Genomic DNA, 20,044 nt, shown 5'->3' on the forward strand with positions numbered 1-20,044 from the left:
CGGCCATGATGGGATTTGCCGTCAACGGGGAGGACGGCGTGCGGCTGGCCTTCGAGGACACCGGCACCGGGGAGCCACTGCTGCTGGTCCATGGAACCGCCCTGTCCAAGGCCACCTGGCGGGGGCTGGGCTACCAGCGTGCCCTCAAGCCGCGGCACCGGGTGATTTCGCTGGACATGCGCGGGCACGGCCGCAGCGACAAGCCACACGACGTGGGCGCCTACACGATGGAGCGTTTCATGGGCGACGTCGAAGCGGTGCTGGACGCCTGCGGGCTGGAGAGCGTGAACTACTTCGGCTATTCCTTCGGCGCGCGGGTAGGACTCGCGATGGCGGTGTACCGGCGGCAGCGCCTGCGCTCGCTGACCATGCTGGGCGGAACCCACCGGAGCATGGCCGGCCAGGTCGGCAAGCTCTTCTTCCCCGACTACCTGGACGCGCTTGAGACGGGCGGGATGGAAGAGTTCCTCCGCCGCTGGAACGAGCGCCGCGCCGTGCCGGTGGACGCGGCCACCCGGCAGGCCTTTTTGGCCAACGACCCGGCGGCGCTTGCCGCCTACTTCCGCGCCGGCGAAGAGCTGCCCGGCCTCGATCCCCGCCAGGTCCAGCGCATCCGCTTACCCGTCCTGCTGATTGCCGGCAGCGAGGACCACCCGCGCGCCGCGGAGTCGCGCCAGGCCGCGGCCTTGCTGCAGGACGGACACTTTGCCGAGCTGCCGGGCCTGGACCACGCCGGCTGCCTCGCCGCCCAGGACGAAGTGACCGCCTTGCTGACCGGTTTCCTGGGCCGCCTCCCCGCGCCCCGCTGACATGCCCGCCTGCTCCGGCCGCCGGGGCCCGGGCGCAACGGCGGCGGGAGCCGCGGCACGTGACGTGAAGCTCTGTGTCGCGCCTTGTACGCCATTGCCGATAGGACCCGCGGACACGGTAACGTTTTCCCTATGGTTGAGTCTGACGTTCGTGAGTATCCCTTTGGCACCATGGTCACCGCAATGGTCACCCCCTTCACCGAGGAGGGCGAGGTCGACTACGGGAAGGCAGCGGAACTGGCGGACAAGCTGGTCCAGGACGGATGCGACGGGCTCGTCGTCACCGGCACCACCGGCGAGACCTCGACGCTCACCGACGACGAGAACGAGGGCATGTTCCGGGCCGTCGTCGAGGCTGTGGGGGGACGGGCCAAGGTCATTGCCGGGTCCACCACCAACGACACCCGCCACTCGGTCAGTCTCTCCCGGCGCGCCGCCAGCGCCGGCGTGGACGGACTGCTCATCACCGCCCCCTACTACAACAAGCCGAGCCAGGCCGGCGTGCAGGCCCACATCGAGACCATCGCTTCGGCCATCGGCCTGCCCGTCATGGTCTATGACATCCCCGGCCGCGCCGGCATCAACATCGAGACCGAAACCCTGATCCGGCTGGCCGAGCATCCGCTCGTCGTCGCGCTCAAGGACGCCAAGGCGGACTACGCCGCGACCACCCGCGTCCTGGCCGCCACGGACCTCGACGTCTACGCGGGCGACGACGGCCTGACCCTGCCGCTGATGGCGGCCGGCGCGGTCGGCGTGGTCAGCGTGACCGCGCACGTGGCCACCCGCCAGTTCCGGGAGCTCGTCGATGCGGCACTGGCGGGGGACTTCGCCACCGCACGCCGGCTGCACTTCGAACTGGACCCGATCATCCGGGCGGTGATGACACACATCCAGGGCGCGGTCGCCGCCAAGCAGATTTTGAAGTGGCAGGGCGTTCTGCCCAATTCGGTGGTCCGGCTCCCGCTGGTGGAACCGACCGAGGCCGAGCTCGCGCCGGTCCGCGCCGACCTGGCCGAGGCCGGCCTGGCGCTGGGGGTCTGACCGCCCGATGAGCGAGTCCACCATCACCCAGTTGCGCACGCCGCCGCTGCTTGAACCGGGGACGCTCCGGATCGTTCCGCTCGGCGGGCTCGGGGAAATCGGCCGCAACATGGCGGTCTTCGAGATCGACTCCAGGCTGCTGGTGGTTGACTGCGGCGTGCTGTTCCCGGAAGAGCACCAGCCGGGGGTGGACCTGATCCTGCCGGACTTCTCGTACATAGAGGACCGGCTCGACGACGTCGTCGGGGTGGTCCTGACCCACGGGCACGAAGACCACATCGGCGCCGTCCCGTACCTGCTGCGGATGCGGCAGGACATCCCGCTGATCGGTTCCCAGCTGACCCTGGCCCTGGTCGAGGCGAAGCTGGCCGAGCACCGGATCAAACCGCAGACCCTCACCGTCGCGGAGGGCCAGATCGAGCAGTTCGGTCCCTTCGAATGCGAATTCGTGGCGGTCAACCACTCGATCCCGGACGCCTTGGCGGTCTTCATCCGCACCGCGGCCGGCACCGTGCTGCACACCGGCGACTTCAAGATGGACCAGTTGCCGCTGGACGGACGCATCACGGACCTGCGCGCGTTCGCCCGGCTGGGGGAGGAGGGCGTGGATCTCTTCATGGCCGACTCCACGAACGCCGACGTCCCCGGCTTCACCACGGCCGAGAAGGAAATCGGCCCCGTGCTGGAGCGCCTGTTCGGCCAGGTGCAAAAACGCATCATCGTCGCCTCCTTCGCGTCCCACGTGCACCGCGTGCAGCAGGTGCTCGACGCCGCCGCGGCCCACGGCCGGCATGTGGCGTTCGTCGGCCGCTCCATGGTGCGGAACATGGGCATCGCCGCCAAACTGGGCTACCTGAACGTTCCCGAGGGCATCCTCGTGGACCTGAAAAACGTGGAGGACTTCCCGGACGACCGGATCGTGCTGATGTCCACCGGGTCGCAAGGCGAGCCGATGGCGGCGCTGTCGCGGATGGCCAACGGCGACCACCGTGTGCAGGTCGGCGCGGGGGACACGGTGATCCTGGCGTCGTCGTTGATCCCGGGCAACGAGAACGCCGTCTTCCGGGTGATCAACGGCCTGCTCAAGCTTGGCGCCGACGTCATCCACAAGGGCAACGCCAAGGTCCATGTGTCCGGCCACGCCGCGGCCGGGGAACTGCTGTACTGCTACAACATCCTGCGGCCCAAAAACGCCCTCCCGGTGCACGGCGAGACCCGCCACCTGATTGCAAACGGGCGGCTGGCCGAGCAAACCGGCGTGCCCGCCGGGAACGTGCTGCTCGCGGACGACGGATCGGTGATCGACCTGAAGGACGGCACGGCCCGGATTGTCGGCCAGATCGAATGCGGCTACGTGTATGTGGACGGATCCAGCATCGGTGAAATCACCGACGCCGACCTCAAGGACCGCCGGATCCTGGGCGAGGAGGGCTTCATCTCCGTCATCACCGTGGTCAACCGCAGCACCGGCCAGATCGTCTCCGGTCCCGAAATCCATGCGCGCGGGTTCGCCGAGGACGATTCGGTGTTCGACGACATCAAACCCAGGATCATCGCCGCCCTCGAAGAAGCCGTGGTCACCAACATGGACCACACGACCTACCAGCTGCAGCAGGTCGTGCGCCGGGTGATCGGCACGTGGGTGAACAAACGGCACCGCCGCCGGCCGATGATCGTTCCCGTGGTCCTGGAGGCCTGATCCCGCACCCGGCGCAGCCGATCCGCCGGAGCCAAATCCCGCGGATCACGCCGGGCAGCCGGTAACCTAGCCACTATGGCGACTCGTACTTCCCCTGCCCGAAAAGGCACCCAGCAGTCGCGCGGTAAGGCTACAGGCACCACTGCGCGCTCCTCCTCGGGGCGTTCCAGCAAGACCAAGGTGCTCGAGGTGCAGCCCCAGGAAGAGCAACTGCCGCTGCTGGCCCGGCTGATCCAGGGGCTGTGGATGGCCGTGGCGCGTCCGGTGGCCGCGGGCGTCCGGAAGCTGGGCCCCGATGTGCGGCCCGACCCCGCACTGCGCCGCGACGGCACCGGCTTCTTCCTGCTGCTGCTGGCCGGCTGCGTGGCCACCGTCGAGTGGTGGGCGCTCGACGGCTGGTTCGGAGACGCCGTGCACGCCATGGCCGGCGGGACCTTCGGCTGGATGGCGCTGGTGCTGCCCGTGCTGCTGGTGATCATGGCCGTGCGCCTGATGCGCTGCCCGGAGGACTCTCCCGCCAACAGCCGCATCTCCATCGGCCTTATCCTGGCGCTGGCGTCCGGTTCCGGGCTGGCCCACGTGATCGGCGGCCAGCCCGCCCTCGCCGACGGCTTCGATGCCTTGTGGGCGGCCGGCGGCATGGCCGGGTTCCTGCTTGCCGCGCCGCTGGCAGCGGTCAACACCTGGCTGGCGGTGGCCTTCTACGCACTGCTGGCCTTCACCAGCATCCTGATCGTGACCGCCACGCCGTTCCGCCACATACCCATGCGCCTGCGGATGCTCTACGAACACCTGATGGGCCAGGACCCGTCGGCAGAAGCCGGGTACCGGCCGGCCGCCGACGGGCATGACCAGAGCTACCTCTACGCCGACGACGCCCCGGCCAAGGAACCCAAGCCGCGGCGCAAGCTCTTCGGCAAGCGCAAGGCCGAAGAGACCGACGGCGGCGAGGACGAGGGTTTCTTCTTCGACGAGGCGTTCGAAACACCGGTGATCGAGGCCGGGGAGCCGGAGGAAGAAGCCGGAACGGAGCAGGCGGCACCGGCCGTGCCGCCGGGAGTGCGCAGGCCCACCCAGGCCGAGCTCGCCGTCGAAAAAATCAAGCGCAACCAGGGGCTGGTACCCGAAGGCGCCACCGAGGCGCTGCCGGTGCTGCCTGCCGCCGCGCCGGCGGCCGCGGCCCCCATCGTCCCGTCCACCCCGGTCCAGCCGCAGCCGCCGACCACCCCGATCCCGCAGCGCACCGAGCAGTTGCAGCTGGCCGGCGACGTCGCCTACACGCTGCCGCCCTCGGATTTCCTCCCCCCGGGACCGCCCTCGAAGGAACGCTCGGAGGCCAACGACGCCGTCGTCAAGGCGTTGACCGAGACGCTGGACCAGTTCAAGGTGGACGCGAAGGTCACCGGCTTCTCCCGCGGTCCGACGGTGACCCGCTACGAAATCGAGCTGGCGCCGGGCACCAAGGTCGAACGTGTCACCGCGCTGTCCAAGAACATCTCCTACGCCGTGGCCAGCTCGGACGTGCGCATCCTCTCGCCGATCCCCGGCAAATCGGCCATCGGCATCGAGATCCCGAATACCGACCGCGAAACGGTCTCCCTGGGCGACGTGCTCAGGTCCAACAACGCCCGCAAGACCGAGCACCCGATGGTCATGGGCGTGGGCAAGGACGTGGAGGGCGGCTTCGTGCTGGCCAACCTGGCCAAGATGCCGCACCTGCTCGTCGCCGGCGCTACCGGCGCGGGCAAGTCTTCGTTCGTGAACTCGATGATCACCTCGATCCTGATGCGCTCGACGCCGGACGAGGTGCGGATGGTCATGGTGGACCCCAAGCGCGTGGAACTGACCGCGTACGAGGGCGTGCCGCATCTGATCACGCCGATCATCACCAATCCGAAGAAGGCGGCCGAGGCGCTGCAGTGGGTGGTCCGGGAGATGGACACCCGCTACGACGACCTCGCCAACTTCGGCTACAAGCACATCGATGATTTCAACAAGGCCGTGCGCAACGGGAAGGTTGTGCCGCCGGCCGGGTCCAAGCGCGTGATCAAGCCCTACCCCTATCTGCTGGTGATCGTGGACGAGCTCGCCGACCTGATGATGGTCGCCCCGCGGGACGTCGAGGACTCCATCGTCCGCATCACGCAGCTCGCCCGCGCCGCCGGCATCCACCTGGTGCTGGCCACGCAGCGGCCGTCGGTGGACGTGGTGACCGGCCTGATCAAGGCCAACGTGCCGTCACGGATGGCGTTCGCCACCTCGTCGGTGACCGACTCCCGCGTGGTGCTCGACCAGCCCGGCGCGGAGAAGCTCATCGGCCAGGGCGACGCCTTGTTCCTGCCGATGGGCGCCAACAAGCCCATCCGCGTCCAGGGCGCCTGGGTCTCCGAATCGGAAATTCACAAGGTCGTGGAACACGTCAAGGGACAGCTGCAGGCCGTCTACCGGGACGACGTCGCCGTCGAGGCGCCGAAGAAGCAGATCGACGACGACATCGGTGACGACCTGGACGTGTTGCTGCAGGCGACCGAACTCGTGGTCACCACGCAGTTCGGCTCGACGTCGATGCTGCAGCGGAAGCTGCGCGTGGGCTTCGCCAAGGCCGGCCGCCTGATGGACCTGCTGGAGTCCAGGGGCGTGGTCGGCCCGTCCGAGGGCTCGAAGGCACGCGACGTGCTGGTCAAGCCGGACGACCTGGCCGCGACGCTTGCCGCCATCCGTGGCGATGAGCCGCCGGCGGCCGCCCCGGCCGCGGCCGGCGAGGCCGATCCGCTGACGGAGGCGCTGGCGGAGAACGCCAACGCGAACCACGGCTTCGAGGGCCCGCGTGACTTGGTCGCCGAAGACCTGGCCTCCCGGCCGCAGGCGGAGGACTACTACGACGACGACGATTCAGGATCCGAGGACGCCTGGAGCCTGACCGGGCGCTGAGGCGGGCGCCGCATGCCCGCCGGCGGCGGCCGAAGGGCCACGGCGGGCGGGTAGCCTTGAAACCGTGACTGATTCAGTGTCCCGCCCCGTGCCCCTGCTCAATATCGCCAACGTCCTCACCACCGTGCGGATCCTGCTGGTCCCGTTTTTCATCTGGTTCCTGCTGGCCGACGCCGGAGCAGGGCAGGTGTTTCGCTGGCTGGCCGTGGCGGTGTTTGCCGTCGCGATCTACACCGACAAGCTTGACGGCGACCTGGCGCGGTCCCGGGGCCTGATCACCAACTTCGGCAAGATAGCCGACCCGATCGCCGACAAACTCCTGATCGGTGCGGCCCTGATCCTCCTGTCGGTGCTGGGCGACCTGCCGTGGTGGATCACCGTCGTCATCCTGGTCCGGGAGCTGGGCATCACCCTGCTGCGTTTCGTTGTCATCCGCTACGGCGTCATGCCGGCCTCGCGCGGCGGCAAGTTGAAGACCGTGCTGCAAACCCTGGCGATCTTCCTGTACCTCCTGCCGCTGGAGGCGTGGCTCGGATCCTGGGCCGTCTGGGTCGCCTTTGCCGTCATGGCGGTCGCCGTCGTCGTCACCGTCGCAACAGGCATCGACTACGTGGTCAAGGCAGTGGCGCTGCGCCGTGCCGCCCTCGCGAAGCCGCAGGGCCGGCTGTGAGCACGCCCGCCTCGGTGGTCGTAGGGGCCGCCATCGCCCGGAAGGTGACCTTGGCCACGGCCGAATCACTGACGGCGGGAATGGTGGCTGCGGAACTGGCCACCGTTCCGGGAGCTTCGGGCGCGCTCCGCGGCGGCGTGGTGTCCTACCAGAGCCGGATCAAGACGGCGGTGCTCGGCGTCGACGCGAACCTGCTCGAGCGCGAGGGCGCGGTCACGGAAGCGGTCGCCTGCCAGATGGCCGACGGCGCCAGGCGCGTGTTGCAGGCCGACATCGCGGTATCCACGACCGGGGTGGCGGGACCGGAACCGCACGGGGGACGGGACGTGGGAACCGTGTGGATCGGCGTGGCCTCTCCGAAAGGCACGCGCGCCGTCGGATACCGTTTCGAGGGGGACCGCGCCCGCATCCGGCGGCTGGCGTGTGACGCGGCCATCGAGCAACTGGGCCTCGCGATGGCCGCGATTCCCGGTCCCGCCGGCACCGGAGATTCGGGCCCGGGAACAAAAACTTTGATTCAGTAGTTATCAAAGGGTGTCAGCAACTGTTACGTTGTTGGCCTAGGCTTGGAAGACAGCGGCGCGAGCCGCATACCTCATGAGGGAGCAAGGCGATACAGATGGTAAAGCAGCCCGTGTCCGTAAACGGTGTAGTCCGTTGGCGTGATGTGGGATTGGCCGAAGAACCGCGCACGGAGCAGAAGGAGCGCAAGATGGTGGTGCTACGACACGAGATTGGCGACGTCCTCCGCGATGTCCGGCAGCGTCAGGGACGCACCCTTCGAGAAGTGTCGCACAGCGCCCGCGTCTCCCTCGGATACCTGAGCGAAGTTGAACGCGGCCAGAAGGAAGCATCGTCGGAACTCCTGTCCTCGATCTGCTCGGCCCTGGACGTTCCCCTGTCGCACATGCTCCGCGAAGTCAGCGACCGGGTCGCGGACGCCGAGGGCGTCGTCATTCCCGACACCGTTCCTCAGGAACTGTCCCGGGAATTTGTCGGGGCCATTCCCGACGAGCTGCCGGACGAGCTGCGCGGACTGGCTTCCGCCCGCTACTGACCCGAAAACCTGAACCGGCCGGTTCCGCCCCGTGGCGGACCGGCCGGTTTTTGTTGTGCCCGCCGATGCCACGCCGCGCCTCTCGTCCCGGAGGTTGTGCCGCTAGTGGACGGGCGGCTCGTTGGCGTACGAAGCGTTCAGCCGGTCCAGCAGTTGTCCCAGCGTGGACAGGTCCTCGACGGACCAGTCGCCAAGCCGCTCGTGGAAGGCGATTTTGCGGGCGGCCTGTGCCTCGGCCAGCTTTTCCAGCCCGGCCGGAGTCAAGGTGATGGATTGGGCCCGTCCGTCCAGTGGATCAGCCTCCTTGCCAACCAGTCCCAACTGCTCCAGCATGGCGATCTGGCGGCTGACGGAGGGTTTGCCCACCCCGATGGCGGCCGCCAGGTCGGTCAGGCGCATGGAGCGCTCCCGCTGCAGGATCAACAGCAGTCCGTAAGCGGCAGGTTCCATGTCCGGGTGGACGTTTCGTGCCACCCGGTGCGAATTCGCCCTGGCCCGGCGCCAGAGCAGGCTCAGCTGCCGTTCCAGTGCTTCGATGGCCGCATCGAACCCTGCATCTGCGCTGCCTGTGGCGTGGTCTGTCATGGGCTCATTGTAATGAGCAGCATGCACACGCAGGGCAACGGCGGCCTGACGCGCCGTACCCTTATTCCGACGGCGCCGAATCTCCGTCCGGCCGGTTGAGGCCGGACGGACACGTGAGAAGATGGACGCGTGCGAACCAGTGACTTCTGGCGGTTGATGGACGATGAATTCGGTCCCGCATACTCGCATGTCCTGGCTGCCGACCTGGTGCTGGGTCAGCTCGGGGGCCGTACCGCGGCCGAAGCGCTGGCCGCGGGAATCCCGCCCAAAACCGTGTGGCTGGCCCTCTGCGATGTCCAGGACGTTCCGCCCGAGAGGCGATGGGGCAAGGACCGCGAGCCGCGCGGCTGAACAGACACGCCGCGCCCAATGCCGATATGTTCGAAAGTGTGTTCGGATCCCGCTAAGCTTCTACACAGACCCCCGAGTGGACGGATCATCCACACGCTCCGCTGCCGATCCCATTTTGTCCCAACCGGCGGTTACGGTCGGAAGACGTCAAGACAAAAAATGGCCCGAGGGCCGCAAGAGACTGAGGTGAACAATGGCCGCACCAGCTGACCGCGAGAAGGCACTGGAAGCTGCGCTGGCGCAGATCGACAAGCAGTTCGGCAAGGGGTCGGTGATGCGGCTCGGCGACGACACGCGCGCCCCGATCGAAACGATCTCCACCAGCTCGATCGCCTTGGACGCTGCCCTGGGCATCGGCGGCCTGCCGCGCGGCCGCGTGGTCGAGATCTACGGTCCTGAATCTTCCGGCAAGACCACCGTGGCGCTTCACGCCGTGGCCAGCGCCCAGCGCAACGGCGGCATCGCAGCCTTCATCGACGCCGAGCACGCGCTGGACCCGGAATACGCCAAGAAACTCGGGGTGGACACCGACGCCCTGCTGGTGTCGCAGCCGGATACCGGTGAGCAGGCCCTGGAAATCATGGACATGCTGATCGGCTCCGGCTCCCTCGACATCATCGTGATCGACTCCGTCGCAGCCCTCGTGCCCCGCGCTGAGATCGAGGGCGAAATGGGTGACAGCCACGTGGGGCTCCAGGCCCGACTTATGAGCCAGGCCCTGCGAAAGATCACCGGGCGGCTCAACCAGTCCAAGACCACGGCCATCTTCATCAACCAGCTGCGCGAAAAGATCGGCGTGTTCTTCGGCAGCCCGGAGACCACCACCGGCGGTAAGGCGCTGAAGTTCTATGCCTCCGTGCGCATCGACGTGCGCCGCATCGAGACCCTGAAAGACGGCGCCAACCCGGTGGGCAACCGTACCCGCGCCAAGATCGTCAAGAACAAGATGGCTCCGCCCTTCAAGCAGGCCGAGTTCGACATCCTGTACGGTCATGGCATTTCCCGCGAGGGCGGCCTGATCGACATGGGCGTGGAACATTCGCTGGTCAAGAAGTCGGGCGCCTGGTTCACCTACGACGGCGACCAGCTGGGCCAAGGCAAGGAAAACGCCCGCAAGTTCCTCATCGACAACCCGGACCTGGCCGATGAGCTGGAGCGCAAAATCCGACAGAAGCTCGGGATCGACCCCGTTCCGGACAGCGGAGAAGAAGGCGGACCGAAGCTCAAGGCAGTCGACGGATTCTAGGTGGCCCGCAGGCATGGTCCGGCCGCCGGGCCAACGCCGGGCAGCCCGGCCGACCTGGCGCCCGAGGCGGATCCCCATGCGGTGGCACGCTCGATTGTGCTGGGCGCGCTGACACGGTCCCCGAAAAGCCGCGCGCAGCTGGCCGCAAAGCTGGCTGAGCGCGGCGTCCCGGACGACGTCGCCGAGGCGGTGCTCGACCGATTCGAAGAAGTCAATCTCATTGACGACGCCGGGTTCGCCGAAATGTGGGTGCGCAGCCGCTCCCAGACCCGTTCCTTGGCGCGCGCTGCCCTCAAGCGGGAACTCGCGGAGAAGGGTATCTCCGGCAACATCGCCGAGCAGGCACTTGACCAGCTTTCGCCCGACGATGAGCTGGAAGCCGCGCGGGGACTTGTTCGCCGCAAGATCCGTCCCGACTGGGAACTGAACGACAGGTCGGCCAGGGACAAGCATCTGCGGCGCTTGGTTTCGATGCTGGCACGGAAGGGCTATCCACCCTCGCTGGCCTACCGGGTCGCCGACGAGGAACTCGGCACCGCCGCCAACCCGGAGTTCTAAACGGCTTCGTTATGCAATTGAGACTTTCCGGGGTTTGGTCGGTATCATTGTGCGACTGTGAGCCCATCGCAGAATCAACGACGAAAATCCACCCAGCTACGCAGGAGCAACCGCAGGCGGCGCCGCCTCCGGATCGCGGCGGGGCTGACTCTCGGCTCTGTGGCCGCCCTCGGCGCAACCGGGGCAGCGGGCGCCCTCCACAACGGCCATAGCCCGTCCGCAGCGGTGGGACTCATCGCAGCCCCGGTGAAGCAACTGATGGGCTGGAGCGACCCGGACGAGGGGCAGCGGCCGTTGGCGCGTGCGGCCCAGCGGCAGCAAACGGAGGAAGCGTCCACCGACGCAACCGCCCCGAAGGCCGACCGGGCGCCGGAGGCGCGCACGGAAGAAAAGGAAACTGCCGCCGCACGGGCGCCCGAAACCCCTGCAGCAGAGCCCGCGGAGAAGGAAGCCTCCGGCCCGACGGATCCGGGGCAACGCGGCGACGCCGGAGCGCAGGCGGGCGCGGCACGGGAGGGCGCGGCGACAGACCCAGCCGGTAAGGCAGCTGCCGGGCGCACGGCCGAAGAACAAACCGCACCGGGGGCAAGCGATCAGCAGGCCGCAGCCGGCGCGGCCGAAGAACAGGCACCGGCGGCCGGCGCGCCGGCAGACCAGGGCGGCTCCTCGGCTCCTGCCGAGGCGCCCGCGACCGGCCCGGAGCCAGCCGACGCCCGCACCGGAGCAGCAAGCCAGGCCCCCGGCTGGGGTGCCGGGGAATTGGCCTGCCTCGAAGAACTCTGGAACCAGGAGTCGGAAGGCAACGCCGGCGTTGAGAAATCGACCGACGGCGGATATGTTTTCCGGATCCGGCTCGACCGCGGCCTGGATTACATCGAGTCCCGGTACGGTTCGCCGTGCCTGGCCCTGGACTTCCAGCTGACCAATAACTGGTACTGATTTGCCGGCCGTGCGAATTGTGGCCGGTCCCGCCGCAGGCCGTACCCTTGTAAGGTGAGTTTGACTGCCCCAGCCCCGCCCATCGAGACGCAGCACGAAGCCCGCACCTACCAAGTGCGCACGTTCGGCTGCCAGATGAACGTACACGATTCCGAGCGGCTTGCCGGGCTCCTCGAGGCGGCCGGCATGGTCGAGTCCCAAGGCGGGCAGGCCGACGTCGTGGTGTTCAATACCTGTGCGGTGCGGGAGAACGCCGACAACAAGCTGTACGGCAACCTTGGCCAGCTCGCCCCCGTGAAGGAACGCAACCCCGGCATGCAGATCGCCGTCGGCGGCTGCCTGGCGCAGAAGGACCGGGAGACGATCCTCCGGAAGGCGCCCTGGGTCGACGTCGTGTTCGGCACCCACAACGTGGGTTCGCTTCCCGCCCTGCTGGAACGTGCCCGGCACAACAACGAGGCGCAGCTGGAAATCCTCGAGTCGCTCGATGTCTTCCCCTCGACGCTGCCCACCAAGCGCGACGCGGTGTACTCCGGGTGGGTTTCCATCTCGGTCGGCTGCAACAACACCTGCACGTTCTGCATCGTGCCCTCGCTGCGCGGCAAGGAACGCGACCGCCGGCCGGGGGACATCCTGGCGGAGGTCCAGGCCCTCGTCGACGACGGCGCCATCGAGGTCACGCTGCTGGGGCAGAACGTGAACTCCTACGGCGTGGAATTCGGCGACCGCGGCGCCTTCGCGAAGCTGCTGCGGGCCTGCGGCAGCATTGACGGCCTCGAGCGGGTCCGGTTCACCAGCCCGCACCCGGCGGCGTTCACCGATGACGTCATCGACGCCATGGCCGAAACACCCAACGTCATGCCGCAGCTGCACATGCCGCTGCAGTCCGGGTCGGACAAGGTCCTGAAGGACATGCGCCGGTCCTACCGGTCCACGAAATTCCTCGGCATCCTCGAGAAGGTCCGGGAACGGATTCCGCACGCGGCCATCTCCACCGACATCATCGTCGGATTTCCCGGGGAGACGGAGGAGGACTTCCAAGCCACGCTGGAGGTGGTGGAACGGGCCCGCTTCGCCAGTGCCTTCACCTTCCAGTACTCCAAGCGGCCCGGCACGCCGGCCGCGGAACTGCCGGACCAGCTGCCCAAGGCCGTGGTGCAGGAACGCTACGAGCGCCTGATTGCCCTGCAGGACCGGATTGCCGCCGAAGAGAACGCCAAACAACTGGGCAGCCGGCTCGAGGTCATGGTGACCGCGCAGCAGGGACGCAAGGCGGAAGCGACCCACCGGCTCTCCGGGCGGGCCCGGGATCAGCGGCTGGTGCACTTTTCCGTGCCCGCGGGCGCGCCGACGCCGCGGCCGGGCGATCTGGTCACGGTGACCGTCACCGAGGCGGCACCGTTCCACCTGATCGCCGACCCGGCATCCGAAGCGGACTACCAGCTGCGCCGCTCGCGCGCCGGGGACGCGTGGGACCGCTCCCAGGCGGATTCCTGTGCGGTACCGGCCGCCGCGGGCAAGCCCTCCCAGGTGTCGCTGGGCATGCCCGCGCTGCCGGGCCGAACCGCCTGACGGCGATGCCGGTCCACCCCCAAGCGCCGCGCGGCCCGGCGGTCATCGCCGTCGTCGGTCCCACCGGCTCCGGAAAATCGGATCTCGCCGTCGCGCTGGCCCGGCGGCTGGGCGGGGAAGTAATCAACGCCGACGCCATGCAGCTTTACCGCGGCATGGACATCGGCACGGCCAAAATCGATCCGGCCGAGCGGCAAGGCATCGAGCACCACTTGCTGGACATCCTCGACGTGACGGAAGAGGCGAGTGTCTCTGCCTACCAACACCAGGCCAGGGAAGCGATCGACGCCGTGCACGGGCGGGGGCGCCGGGCCATCCTCGTCGGTGGTTCCGGACTGTATGTACGGGCCGCCCTGGATGCGATCGAGTTTCCGGGTACCGATCCGGCCCTGCGCCGCGGCCTCGAAGAGGAGCTGGAAAGGCTCGGCCTCGCAGCGATGCGGGAGCGGTTGCGGCAGGTCGACCCGGTGTCCGCCGGGCGGCTGGCCGACGCCCGCCGGGTCATCCGGGCGCTGGAAGTGCGGCAACTGACCGGGCGTCCGTTCAGCTCCTACATGCCGGAGCGGGAGTATGTCCGCCCGACCGTTCAGATCGGCCTCCGGGTGGACCGCGAGCGGCTCAAGCACCGCCTGGCCGGCCGCGTCCATACGATGGTGGAACGCGGGCTGCTGGAGGAAGTCGCGGCACTGGACCGGCAGGGCCTGCGCCAGGGCCGGACTGCCTCGCGCGCGCTCGGCTACGCCCAGTTCCTGAAGGTGGTCGACGGTGAATGGACCCGGGACGAGGCCGCCGAGGACACCATCGCCGCCACCCGCAAGTTCGCCCGGCGCCAGCTGACCTGGTTCCGCGCCGATCCGAGGATTCACTGGCTGGACTGGGAGGATCCGCTGGCGGCGGACAAGGCGGCAGCGCTCATCGCTAAGCTTGAGCCGTGAACAACCCCATGCCTGATCATCTGTCGGCCCTCGCCGGGCTGCCCTTTGCCAAGGGACACGGCACCGGCAACGACTTTGTGCTCATTGCCGATCCCGACGGGGCCAAGCGCCTCGGGGCCGAGGCGGTCGCCGGCCTCTGCCACCGCCACCTCGGCATCGGCGCCGACGGGCTCATCCGTGCGGTCCGGTCCCGGCACCTTCCCGAGGGCCGCGAGCTGCTGGAGAGCGCGCCGGAGGCCGAGTGGTTCATGGACTACTACAACGCCGACGGCTCGACCTCGGAAATGTGCGGCAACGGGGTCCGCGTCTTCGTGCACTTTCTGCTGGCCGAAGGACTCGTCCAGCTGCCGGCCGGTGAGTCGCTGACCATCGGAACCCGGGCGGGAACCAAAACGGTCAGCCGGTCAGCCAACGGCTACGCCGTGGACATGGGGCCGTGGGAGTTCATCTACCCGGCGGAGGCTGCCGCCAGGGCGATGGATTCGACGGTCAGCGCAGGCGGCCTCCAGGTGCCGCGGCCGGCACTGTCGGTGAGTCTGGGGAACCCGCACACCGTGGTCGCCCTCGCCGGGCTCGAAGAACTGGCCGCCACCGAGTTGTTCCACGCGCCGGCGGTGGACCCGGTCCCGGAGAACGGAACGAATGTTGAATTTGTCGTGCCGGCGGAACCCCTCGTCGCCGACGGCGCCGGGCACATCAGCATGCGCGTGCACGAGCGCGGGGTAGGGGAGACCCAGTCCTGCGGGACCGGCGCCTGCGCTGCCGCCGCCGCCATCCGCTACTGGGCGGGTGCGGGCGCACCCGACGACTGGCAGGTCGGCGTGCCGGGCGGCGTTGTCCGGGTCCGGTTCATCCCTGCGGCCGACGGACGGGAACACGTGGAGCTGAGCGGCCCCGCCGTGCTCGTGTCCCGAGGCGTGGTGGCCTGACCGAAGCGGCTCAACCGGCCCGCCGCACGCAGAGCACCCGGAACGTCTTTGCGGTGCTTTCACGGCTGACCGCGTAGTCTGACGGCAGTTCGGCCGCGAGCCAGCGCTGCAGCGAGTCCGATCCCAGGTTCTTCTGGACGACCAGCCAGGCGGTGCCCCCCGGTGCGAGGCGGGGCAGCCACATCAGCAACAGTGCGTGAAGCTCGCTCTTGCCGATCCGAATCGGAGGATTGGACCAGATGGTGTGGAACTGCAGGGCCGGGTCAACGTCTTCCGGGCGGCAGGCACGGACGTTGGCCAGCCCCAGCGACGCGGCGTTGTCGTTGGTCAGGGCGATGCTGCGTTCATTGACATCTACGGCCAGCACCGTGGCACCGGGGGACTTCAGCCCCATGGTGAGCGCGAGCGGTCCCCACCCGCAGCCGACATCGAGCAGGTTGCCTTCCGGAGCAGGCGGCGGGACCTCGTCCAGAAGCACCGCCGTGCCCTTGTCGAGGCCGTCCGGGCTGAAGATGCCTCCGGCTGTTTGCAGCTGCCGCATGTGGCCATCCAGCTCGACGGTGAGGGTGCGGCGAACCTCGGGATTGCCTGGTTGCGCGCTGAAGTAGTGCTCTGTTCCCATAATCGGCCAGATTAGTGCGCCGACCGCGGAATCGGTATCTAGGCCCACCTAAGCAACGTCGGCTCTGATACCGTGGGAGGCATGAAAAACCTGTGATTGCGCCGTAACCTGCTGTCCCCGTTCGTAGCCGGACAGCGCGTGCCGATGGTTGAGGCCTTGACCTCCCCGGCCGCCGGGCAATCACCGTTCCCGAAGGCTCACTCGAGTCCCTTCTGATCCGGTGCCGCAGCCGCCGCAAGGGCTGCGGCGGCCCCCGGCACCCGCTGCTTGCCCTGCCGCCCGGCCGGGCGGCAGCCCCGCCTTTCCCGCCCGGCAGCGCCCGGGCCCATGCCAGGAGGACTTTTGGCGAATCATCCACAAACTGCATCTTCGGGCTCTGCCGGCCGCATCCCGGAGGACTACGATAAGACCACGGACATTTCGAAGGAGAGCATGACCACCAACCACCCCCAGCCGACACCGGAACCGGAAATGACGCCTGACGAAATCCAGGCGGTCATCGACCGTATCCTGGCCCGCGACACCGCCGCGCGCGGCAAACAGGGCGTCGGCGGCAGAGCCCAGGCACTCTCCGAACTTGATGCCGAGCATTCCGAATTCGACGGCGACCAGCAGGACCTCGCGGAACGCCGCGCCCTGCGGCGCGTAGCCGGCCTGTCCACCGAGCTTGAGGACGTCACCGAGGTTGAGTACCGGCAGCTGCGCCTGGAGCGCGTTGTCCTCGCCGGTCTCTGGACCGAAGGCACGGCCGACGACGCCGACAATTCCTTGCGGGAGCTGGCAGCGCTGGCCGAGACAGCCGGCTCCGAGGTGCTGGACGGTATTGTCCAGCGCCGGTTGAAGCCGGATCCGGGGACTTTCCTGGGCTCCGGCAAGGCCCAGGAACTGCGCGACATTGTGATGTCCACCGGCGCCGACACGGTCATTGTCGACGGCGAGCTTTCGCCGTCGCAGCGCCGCGGTTTGGAAGACATCGTGAAGGTCAAGGTCATTGACCGCACCGCGCTCATCCTGGATATTTTCGCTCAGCATGCCAAGAGCCGCGAAGGCAAGGCCCAGGTAGAGCTGGCCCAGCTTGAGTATCTGCTGCCCAGGCTCCGAGGCTGGGGCGAGTCCATGTCCCGGCAGGCCGGCGGCCGGGTGGGGGCGGCCGGCGGCGGCATTGGTTCCCGCGGGCCCGGTGAGACGAAGATCGAGCTGGACCGCCGGCGCATCCGTACCCGGATGGCGAAGCTGCGCCGGGAGATCACCGGCATGAAGCCCGCACGGGAAACCAAGCGCGCCAACCGCCGCCGCAATGCCGTGCCGTCGGTGGCAATCGCCGGCTACACCAATGCCGGCAAGTCGTCGCTGCTCAACCGCCTGACCGATGCGGGTGTGCTGGTCGAGAACGCGCTCTTCGCCACCTTGGATCCGACCGTCCGCCGGGCGGAAACACCGGACGGTATCGGTTACACGCTCGCCGACACGGTAGGTTTCGTCCGGTCGTTGCCGACGCAGCTGGTGGAAGCCTTCCGCTCCACCCTGGAGGAGGTTGCCGACGCCGACGTCATCCTGCACGTCGTCGACGTCTCGCATCCCGACCCGGAGGGCCAGATCGCCGCGGTGCGCGAGGTGCTGACCGAAATCGAAGCACGGCACATTCCGGAAATCGTCGTCTTGAACAAGGCCGATGCCGCCGATCCGTTCGTGGTCGAGCGACTGCGCCAGCGTGAACCGCGGCACGTCGTGGTCTCGGCGCGGACCGGGCAGGGCATTGATGAGCTGCTTCGGCTCGTCAGCGAGACAATCCCGCGGCCCAGTGTGAAGCTGCAGCTGCTGGTGCCCTACGACCGCGGCGAAGTGATTAGCCGCCTGCACAATGAAGACGCCGAGATCCTCTCCATGGAGCATGGCGGGGACGGCACGCGGCTCGACGTGATGGTGCGCGAGGGTCTGGCATCGGAGCTGGAACAGTTCCTCCGGCATGACTGACCTCCAGGTTCCCGCCGGTGAGGCGCTGCGGCTGCTTGACGTCGCCGTACAGGAGATGGGCGGGCAGCACCGTGCCGGCCAGCACGAGATGGCGGCGAAAGTGGCCGAGGCCTTCGAGCGCCGGCAACACCTGCTGGTGCAGGCGGGCACAGGCACCGGCAAGTCGCTGGCCTACTTGGTGCCGCTCATGGTCCAGGCGCTGGAGGGGGAGAAGCCGGCGATCGTCTCCACGGCAACGTTGGCGCTGCAATCGCAGATCGTCAAGCGGGACCTGCCCCGGCTGTTGGAGGCCGTCGCCGACGAGCTGCCCAGGCCGCTGGACGTCGCTTTGCTCAAGGGCAGGAACAATTACCTCTGCCTGCACAAGCTCGCGGGCGGCTTTCCGGACGAGGACGCGCCGGCGGCGCTGTTCAGCCTCGGCGAGGACGCGGTTCCGCATCCTGCTCCGGCCGGCGCAGCGTCGGCTTCCGGCGCCTCGGGCGCGCTGGGCAAGGAAGTCGTGCGCCTGCGCGAGTGGGCGCAGGAGACCGACACCGGGGATCGGGATGAACTGGTGCCCGGTGTCAGCGACCGGGCCTGGCGACAGGTCTCCGTCGGCTCCATGGAGTGCCTGGGCGCCCAGAAGTGTCCCCTGGCCGCCGAGTGCTTCAGCGAACTGGCACGGGGCCGCGCGGCGGAGGCAGACATCGTGATCACGAACCATGCCATGCTGGCCATCAACGCCTTCGAGGGCGTCGCGGTACTCCCGGACTATGACGTGGTGGTCATCGACGAGGCCCATGAGCTGCAGGACCGCGTCACCAGCGCCGTCGCGGGGCAACTCTCCGCCGCCATGGTGCGTACCGCCGCCTCGACGGCACGCAAACACACGGGGATCAGCGTGGAGCCTTTGAACTCCGCCGCCGATGCGCTGGAGGACGTCCTGCAGTCGGTGCCCACCGGCCTGCTGGCGGCCGGCCTCCGCGAGGAGCATGAGCTGGTTCTTGCGCAGGTACGGGAAGCGGCCCGCGCGGCGCTCTCCGACTCGAAGCCCGAGGGTGCGGGGGCAGCGGACGGCGGACGGCAGATGGCGCGCTCACGGCTCGCGGCCGTGCTGGAACTGGCCGAACGGCTGCTGTCCGCTCCGGACTCCCGGGAGGTCATCTGGGCGACCCGTCCCAGCACCTATGGCGAGGCCGGCGACTACGCCGCCAATGACGACCAGCCGGCAACGTTGAACATAGCGCCGCTCTCGGTGGCGTCCCGGCTGCGTGAGGGCTTGTTCGACGAACATACCGTTGTGCTGACATCGGCGACGTTGTCGGTCGGGGGGACCTTCGATGCCGTCGCCGGGTCGCTCGGACTGCTCGGAGCCGGCGCGCCCGCCTATTCCAGCGTGGACGTGGGCAGCCCCTTCGATTACCCCAGGCAGGGCGTGCTCTACGTGGCGTCGCATCTGCCGAAGCCGGGCCGGGGCACCAGCCCGGAACAGCTCGATGAACTCGAGGAGCTGCTGCTGGCCTCGCGCGGCGGCGCCCTGGGCCTGTTCTCCTCGCGGCGTGCGGCAGAAGAAGCCGCGGCCGAGATGCGCGGGCGCACCGACCTGACCATCCTGTGCCAGGGCGAATCGTCGATGGGCGCGCTGGTCCGCCAATTCGCCGAAGAGCCCGACACCTGCCTGTTCGGCACCATGACGCTCTGGCAGGGCGTCGACGTTCCCGGTTCCGCGTGCCGGCTCGTGGTCATCGACCGGATTCCGTTCCCCCGGCCGGATGACCCGCTCACGACTGCCCGAACCCGGTCCGTGGCGCAGTCCGGGGGAAACGGTTTCATGACGGTCTCGGCGACCCATGCGGCCGTGCGGCTGGCCCAGGGAGCCGGGAGGCTGATCCGCGCGTCAAACGACCGTGGAGTGGTGGCCGTGTTGGACTCACGGCTGGCGACGGCGCGCTACGGGAGTTTCCTCCGCAGCGCCCTGCCGCCCTTCTGGAGTACCAAGGACGGCGCCACGGCCCGCCAGGTCTTGGAAAGGCTGGCTACGGCCTCAGCCTGAACGGGTTGGGGGCACGCCCGTTCCGGAGCGAGCGGGGCCCTGCGCGGGGACCGCCCGTGCGGGCAGGGGATCCCGGGGTGGCTGCAGCGCG

The 20,044-nt window shown here is 68.5% G+C and carries 18 protein-coding genes; 16 read left to right on the forward strand and 2 right to left on the reverse strand.

What is annotated here, in order from left to right:
• Nucleotides 1–5 precede the first annotated feature (5 nt).
• From AC5RW2_RS28435 to AC5RW2_RS28465, 7 genes are all read left to right on the forward strand, one after another.
• On the forward strand, nucleotides 6–809 hold the full coding sequence (locus AC5RW2_RS28435) for an alpha/beta fold hydrolase (RefSeq protein ID WP_494026357.1): 804 nt from the start codon (nucleotides 6–8) through the stop codon (nucleotides 807–809).
• A 132-nt stretch (nucleotides 810–941) separates the two neighbouring features.
• Nucleotides 942–1,853, forward strand: coding sequence for a 4-hydroxy-tetrahydrodipicolinate synthase (gene dapA / locus AC5RW2_RS28440; RefSeq protein ID WP_494014173.1), 912 nt, complete (start codon nucleotides 942–944; stop codon nucleotides 1,851–1,853).
• Between the two features lie 7 nt (nucleotides 1,854–1,860).
• Nucleotides 1,861–3,552, forward strand: a complete 1,692-nt coding sequence (locus tag AC5RW2_RS28445; RefSeq protein ID WP_494026356.1) for a ribonuclease J — start codon at nucleotides 1,861–1,863, stop codon at nucleotides 3,550–3,552.
• Between the two features lie 75 nt (nucleotides 3,553–3,627).
• Nucleotides 3,628–6,483, forward strand: a complete 2,856-nt coding sequence (locus AC5RW2_RS28450) for an FtsK/SpoIIIE family DNA translocase (protein ID WP_494026355.1) — start codon at nucleotides 3,628–3,630, stop codon at nucleotides 6,481–6,483.
• A 64-nt stretch (nucleotides 6,484–6,547) separates the two neighbouring features.
• Complete coding sequence (gene pgsA, locus AC5RW2_RS28455; protein ID WP_494026354.1) at nucleotides 6,548–7,153, forward strand: CDP-diacylglycerol--glycerol-3-phosphate 3-phosphatidyltransferase; 606 nt, start codon at nucleotides 6,548–6,550, stop codon at nucleotides 7,151–7,153.
• On the forward strand, nucleotides 7,150–7,677 hold the full coding sequence (locus tag AC5RW2_RS28460; RefSeq protein WP_494026353.1) for a CinA family protein: 528 nt from the start codon (nucleotides 7,150–7,152) through the stop codon (nucleotides 7,675–7,677). Before pgsA ends, AC5RW2_RS28460 begins: the two co-directional genes overlap by 4 nt.
• 95 nt (nucleotides 7,678–7,772) lie before the next feature.
• A complete protein-coding gene (locus tag AC5RW2_RS28465) occupies nucleotides 7,773–8,210 on the forward strand; it encodes a helix-turn-helix domain-containing protein (protein ID WP_493977754.1) in 438 nt (145 codons plus the stop codon).
• A gap of 102 nt (nucleotides 8,211–8,312) precedes the next feature.
• On the opposite strand, the gene AC5RW2_RS28470 is transcribed toward AC5RW2_RS28465, so the two are convergent.
• Nucleotides 8,313–8,795, reverse strand: coding sequence for a MarR family winged helix-turn-helix transcriptional regulator (locus AC5RW2_RS28470; protein ID WP_494026352.1), 483 nt, complete (start codon nucleotides 8,793–8,795; stop codon nucleotides 8,313–8,315).
• Between the two features lie 129 nt (nucleotides 8,796–8,924).
• Here AC5RW2_RS28470 and AC5RW2_RS28475 point away from each other — a divergent pair, with 129 nt between their 5' ends.
• The 7 genes from AC5RW2_RS28475 (at nucleotide 8,925) to dapF (ending at nucleotide 15,325) form a co-directional block, all read left to right on the forward strand.
• Nucleotides 8,925–9,146: a DUF3046 domain-containing protein gene (locus tag AC5RW2_RS28475; protein WP_494002400.1), complete on the forward strand. Its 222-nt coding sequence runs from the start codon at nucleotides 8,925–8,927 to the stop codon at nucleotides 9,144–9,146.
• 193 nt (nucleotides 9,147–9,339) lie between these two features.
• Nucleotides 9,340–10,392, forward strand: a complete 1,053-nt coding sequence (recA, locus tag AC5RW2_RS28480; protein ID WP_494026351.1) for a recombinase RecA — start codon at nucleotides 9,340–9,342, stop codon at nucleotides 10,390–10,392.
• Nucleotides 10,393–10,950 carry a regulatory protein RecX gene (locus tag AC5RW2_RS28485; protein ID WP_494026350.1) on the forward strand — a complete coding sequence of 186 codons (558 nt, stop codon included), beginning with the start codon at nucleotides 10,393–10,395 and terminating at the stop codon, nucleotides 10,948–10,950.
• A gap of 159 nt (nucleotides 10,951–11,109) precedes the next feature.
• Nucleotides 11,110–11,889: a hypothetical protein gene (locus AC5RW2_RS28490; protein WP_494026349.1), complete on the forward strand. Its 780-nt coding sequence runs from the start codon at nucleotides 11,110–11,112 to the stop codon at nucleotides 11,887–11,889.
• A gap of 54 nt (nucleotides 11,890–11,943) precedes the next feature.
• Nucleotides 11,944–13,461, forward strand: coding sequence for a tRNA (N6-isopentenyl adenosine(37)-C2)-methylthiotransferase MiaB (miaB, locus tag AC5RW2_RS28495; protein ID WP_494026348.1), 1,518 nt, complete (start codon nucleotides 11,944–11,946; stop codon nucleotides 13,459–13,461).
• A gap of 5 nt (nucleotides 13,462–13,466) precedes the next feature.
• Entirely contained in the window at nucleotides 13,467–14,396 is a 930-nt protein-coding gene (miaA, locus tag AC5RW2_RS28500; RefSeq protein WP_494002395.1) for a tRNA (adenosine(37)-N6)-dimethylallyltransferase MiaA, read from the forward strand.
• A gap of 8 nt (nucleotides 14,397–14,404) precedes the next feature.
• On the forward strand, nucleotides 14,405–15,325 hold the full coding sequence (gene dapF, locus AC5RW2_RS28505; RefSeq protein WP_494002534.1) for a diaminopimelate epimerase: 921 nt from the start codon (nucleotides 14,405–14,407) through the stop codon (nucleotides 15,323–15,325).
• A 10-nt stretch (nucleotides 15,326–15,335) separates the two neighbouring features.
• On the opposite strand, the gene AC5RW2_RS28510 is transcribed toward dapF, so the two are convergent.
• Entirely contained in the window at nucleotides 15,336–15,947 is a 612-nt protein-coding gene (locus AC5RW2_RS28510) for a class I SAM-dependent methyltransferase (protein WP_494026347.1), read from the reverse strand.
• A 432-nt stretch (nucleotides 15,948–16,379) separates the two neighbouring features.
• On the opposite strand from AC5RW2_RS28510, the gene hflX reads away from it, so the two are divergent.
• Both hflX and AC5RW2_RS28520 read left to right on the forward strand, forming a co-directional pair.
• Entirely contained in the window at nucleotides 16,380–17,921 is a 1,542-nt protein-coding gene (gene hflX, locus AC5RW2_RS28515) for a GTPase HflX (protein WP_494002393.1), read from the forward strand.
• Nucleotides 17,914–19,953 (forward strand): ATP-dependent DNA helicase, encoded by a 2,040-nt coding sequence (locus AC5RW2_RS28520; RefSeq protein ID WP_494026346.1) that lies wholly within the window; start codon nucleotides 17,914–17,916, stop codon nucleotides 19,951–19,953. Before hflX ends, AC5RW2_RS28520 begins: the two co-directional genes overlap by 8 nt.
• Nucleotides 19,954–20,044 lie beyond the last annotated feature (91 nt).

It is taken from the genome of Arthrobacter sp. B0316-1-20 (genome assembly GCF_059091865.1).

Bases quoted from the DNA above. Each gene is read 5' to 3' on its own strand.
- AC5RW2_RS28435 (WP_494026357.1), top strand. From the start codon at position 6: ATGATGGGATTTGCCGTCAACGGGGAGGACGGCGTGCGGCTGGCCTTC.
- dapA (WP_494014173.1), top strand. From the start codon at position 942: ATGGTTGAGTCTGACGTTCGTGAGTATCCCTTTGGCACCATGGTCACC.
- AC5RW2_RS28445 (WP_494026356.1), top strand. From the start codon at position 1,861: ATGAGCGAGTCCACCATCACCCAGTTGCGCACGCCGCCGCTGCTTGAA.
- AC5RW2_RS28450 (WP_494026355.1), top strand. From the start codon at position 3,628: ATGGCGACTCGTACTTCCCCTGCCCGAAAAGGCACCCAGCAGTCGCGC.
- AC5RW2_RS28465 (WP_493977754.1), top strand. From the start codon at position 7,773: ATGGTAAAGCAGCCCGTGTCCGTAAACGGTGTAGTCCGTTGGCGTGAT.
- AC5RW2_RS28470 (WP_494026352.1), bottom strand. From the start codon at position 8,795: ATGACAGACCACGCCACAGGCAGCGCAGATGCAGGGTTCGATGCGGCC.
- recA (WP_494026351.1), top strand. From the start codon at position 9,340: ATGGCCGCACCAGCTGACCGCGAGAAGGCACTGGAAGCTGCGCTGGCG.
- miaA (WP_494002395.1), top strand. From the start codon at position 13,467: ATGCCGGTCCACCCCCAAGCGCCGCGCGGCCCGGCGGTCATCGCCGTC.
- dapF (WP_494002534.1), top strand. From the start codon at position 14,405: ATGCCTGATCATCTGTCGGCCCTCGCCGGGCTGCCCTTTGCCAAGGGA.
- AC5RW2_RS28510 (WP_494026347.1), bottom strand. From the start codon at position 15,947: ATGGGAACAGAGCACTACTTCAGCGCGCAACCAGGCAATCCCGAGGTT.
- hflX (WP_494002393.1), top strand. From the start codon at position 16,380: ATGACCACCAACCACCCCCAGCCGACACCGGAACCGGAAATGACGCCT.
- AC5RW2_RS28520 (WP_494026346.1), top strand. From the start codon at position 17,914: ATGACTGACCTCCAGGTTCCCGCCGGTGAGGCGCTGCGGCTGCTTGAC.